This window comes from Microbacterium sp. zg.Y909, from assembly GCF_024626565.1.
In genome coordinates, this window is the sequence record NZ_JANJFJ010000502.1 from 1 (window position 1) to 2,781 (window position 2,781).

The 2,781-nt window shown below is 72.3% G+C and carries 3 protein-coding genes; all 3 read right to left on the reverse strand.

Annotated elements, in window-relative coordinates; all coding sequences use genetic code 11:
- Positions 1-845 (reverse strand): heat-inducible transcriptional repressor HrcA (gene hrcA, locus NQ160_RS21985; protein WP_257517174.1); only part of this gene is annotated, 845 nt, incomplete at its 3' end.
- 69 nt (positions 846-914) lie between these two features.
- Positions 915-2,132 (reverse strand): radical SAM family heme chaperone HemW, encoded by a 1,218-nt coding sequence (gene hemW, locus NQ160_RS21990; protein WP_257517175.1) that lies wholly within the window; start codon positions 2,130-2,132, stop codon positions 915-917.
- Positions 2,132-2,781, reverse strand: a 650-nt coding sequence (locus NQ160_RS21995) for a DUF1990 family protein (protein WP_257517176.1), incomplete at its 5' end; no start/stop codon positions are given. The genes hemW and NQ160_RS21995, both read right to left, overlap by 1 nt.

Sequence of the window (2,781 nt, forward strand, 5' to 3'; positions counted from 1 at the left end):
ATGCTCGCCGCCAGACCCTGGTCGTCCGGGACCATCTCGGTCATGAGGCGGATGAGCGTCACCTGCTCCTCGATCGCCTCCAGCAGCGGGTAGATGCTGCCGCGGAAGTCCTGCTCCCGCCGCGCAAGGGTGGCGCTGCCGGCGAGCATGAGGCGATCCTGCCGGAACTCCTCGAGCTCCTCGGCGACGACCATTGCGATCGAGCGGACGGCGTGGTCGAACGGATCGGGCTGCGCCGGTGCGGCGAGCAGGTCCGCGATGGCCTGGGCGCCGCCCTGCACGCTGCTGCCGGTGAGCATGCTGGCCAGCCGTGTCCGCACCCGGGTCATGCCCTCGTCGTCGAGTTCGGTCGGCACGGTCGCGATGCGCTGGGACACCCGGCCGATGTCGGTCACGACGATGACGATCACGCGGCCGCCGCCGAGGTTGACCAGCTCCAGGTGCGACACATGCGCCCGGGCGAACGACGGATACTGCACGATTGCGACCTGGCCGGTCAGCTGGGTCAGGGCGCGCACGGTGCGCGCGAGCAGGTCGTCGAGGTCGCCGGATCCTTCGAGGAACGACTCGATCGCCGACCGCTGCGCCGTGGTCAGTGGCCGCAGCTGCGCGAGGTGGTCGACGAAGACGCGGTAGCCCTTGTCGGTGGGTACCCGCCCGGATGAGGTGTGCGGTGCGACGATGAGCTCTTCGTCTTCGAGCTGCGCCATGTCGTTGCGGATCGTGGCCGCCGAGACGCCGAACGCGTGGCGCTCGACGATCGCCTTGCTTCCCACGGGTTCGCGGGTGTCGACGTAGTCCTGCACGATGGCGCGCAGCACCTGCAGGCCCCGTTCGCTGACCATCCCACTCCCCTCCGCTGGCACTCGTTGTCCGTGAGTGCCAATTCTACCGTGTCGACCTTGCAACCGGCGTCAGGCGGTCAGGGCGCGCACGACCGCGTCGGCGAGCAGGCGGCCACGGCGGGTGAGCACGATGCGGCCCCGCAAGGCCGAGGCGCCGTCGATCAGACCGTCGGCGATCAGGGCCGCCACCGCGTGCCGCCCGGCATCCGTCACCTCGGAGACCGCCAAGCCGTCGCGGATGCGCGAGCGCAGCAGCACGTCCTCGAGGTTGCGGGATGCCGCGTCGGGGCGTTCCCTGCCCGCTGCGGGAGACTCGCCTGCGGCCAGGCGCTGCGCGTAGGCGGCGGGGTGCTTCACGTTCCACCAGCGCAGCCCCGCGACGTGGCTGTGCGCGCCGGGGCCGTACCCCCACCAATCGGAGCCGCGCCAGTAGGCGAGGTTGTGCCGTGAGCGGTGCGCCTCGCCCCGCGACCAGTTCGACACCTCGTACCAGTCGAAGCCGGCGTCGGCGAGCATCTCGTCGGCCAGCTCGTACATGTCGGCCTGCAGGTCGTCGTCGGGGGCCGGGACCTCGCCGCGGCGGATCTGACGGTGCAGCTTCGTGCCCTCCTCGATGATGAGGGCGTAGGCGGAGATGTGGTCGGGGGCGAGCGCGACGGCGGTCTGAATCGACCGCCGCCAGTCGTCGAGGGACTCCCCTGGCGCGCCGTAGATGAGGTCGACGCTCACGTCGAGCCCCGCGCTCCGGGCGGCGGCCACCGCAGTGGCGACGTTGTCGGGGTTGTGGGTGCGGTCCAGCGCCGCCAGCACGCGGGGGACGGCGGACTGCATTCCGATCGACAGTCGGGTCACGCCGGAGGCGGCGAGGTCGGCGACCACCGTCTCGGTGACAGTGTCGGGGTTGGCCTCGACCGTGACTTCGGCCCCCGGCGCGATGCCGAAGCAGTCGCGCACCCCGGCGAGCATGCGGCCGAGGTCGCCGGCGGGGAGCAGGGTGGGCGTGCCGCCGCCGAAGAAGACGGTGGTCGCCGGGCGGATGGCGCCGGCGGCGGCCAGCACCTCGCGCGACAGCGCGACCTCGCGCAGCAGCGTGTCGGCGTACTGGTCCTGGCGTGCGCCGCGCAGCTCCCCCGCGGTGTAGGTGTTGAAGTCGCAGTACCCGCAGCGGACGCGGCAGAACGGCACGTGCAGGTAGACGCCGAAGTCGACTGCCGGGTCGACGGGGAGGTCCTGGGGCAGCGCGCCGTCTGCAGGCGCCGGGTCGCCGACGGGAAGAGTGGAGGGCATCAGGACGATGTCGTGTACAGCGGCGAGATCGCCCGCAGGTAACCGCGGAACAGTTCGCGGCGCCGGCGCCGCACGAGCGGCGGCAGCAGGCGGTAAAGCGGCGCGGTCGGCGCGTCGAACGCGCGGACGGTGAACCAGACCTCGTCGTTGTCGCGCCACTCGATCATGAACGACTCCTCACCGCTGACGACCGAGCCGCCGACGGTGCCGAGGGCGAAGCCGATGCGGCGGGCCTCTTCGACGCAGAAGATGACGCGCAGTTCAGCGTCGGCGCGGTGGCCCTTGACGCGGCCGCGCACGTGCACCGTGGTGCCGGCGCCGACGTACGGCGTGCCGTCGGCGTCGTAGCGCTGCTCAGCCTCGCGGCGGCTGGGGGCGATGGCGTTGCCGTCGGCGTCGAACGCGACACCGGAGTACGACGGTCCAGACGCCGGGCGCACGTCCTCGAGCTCCAGGCCCGCCCCGCGCTGCGCGCCCCACGACAGCAGCGCTTCGCCGGCCGTGCGGAAGCGGTCCTCGCCGCTGCCGAGGCGCCACGCCTCTGCGGCGGGGATGCTGCGCTCGGGCGGGTACTGCAGAAGGTCGGACGCCTGCGTCGCCCCGACGGCGGCGTAGTCGACCGTCTCGTCCCTGAAGGTCCCGCGGCGCA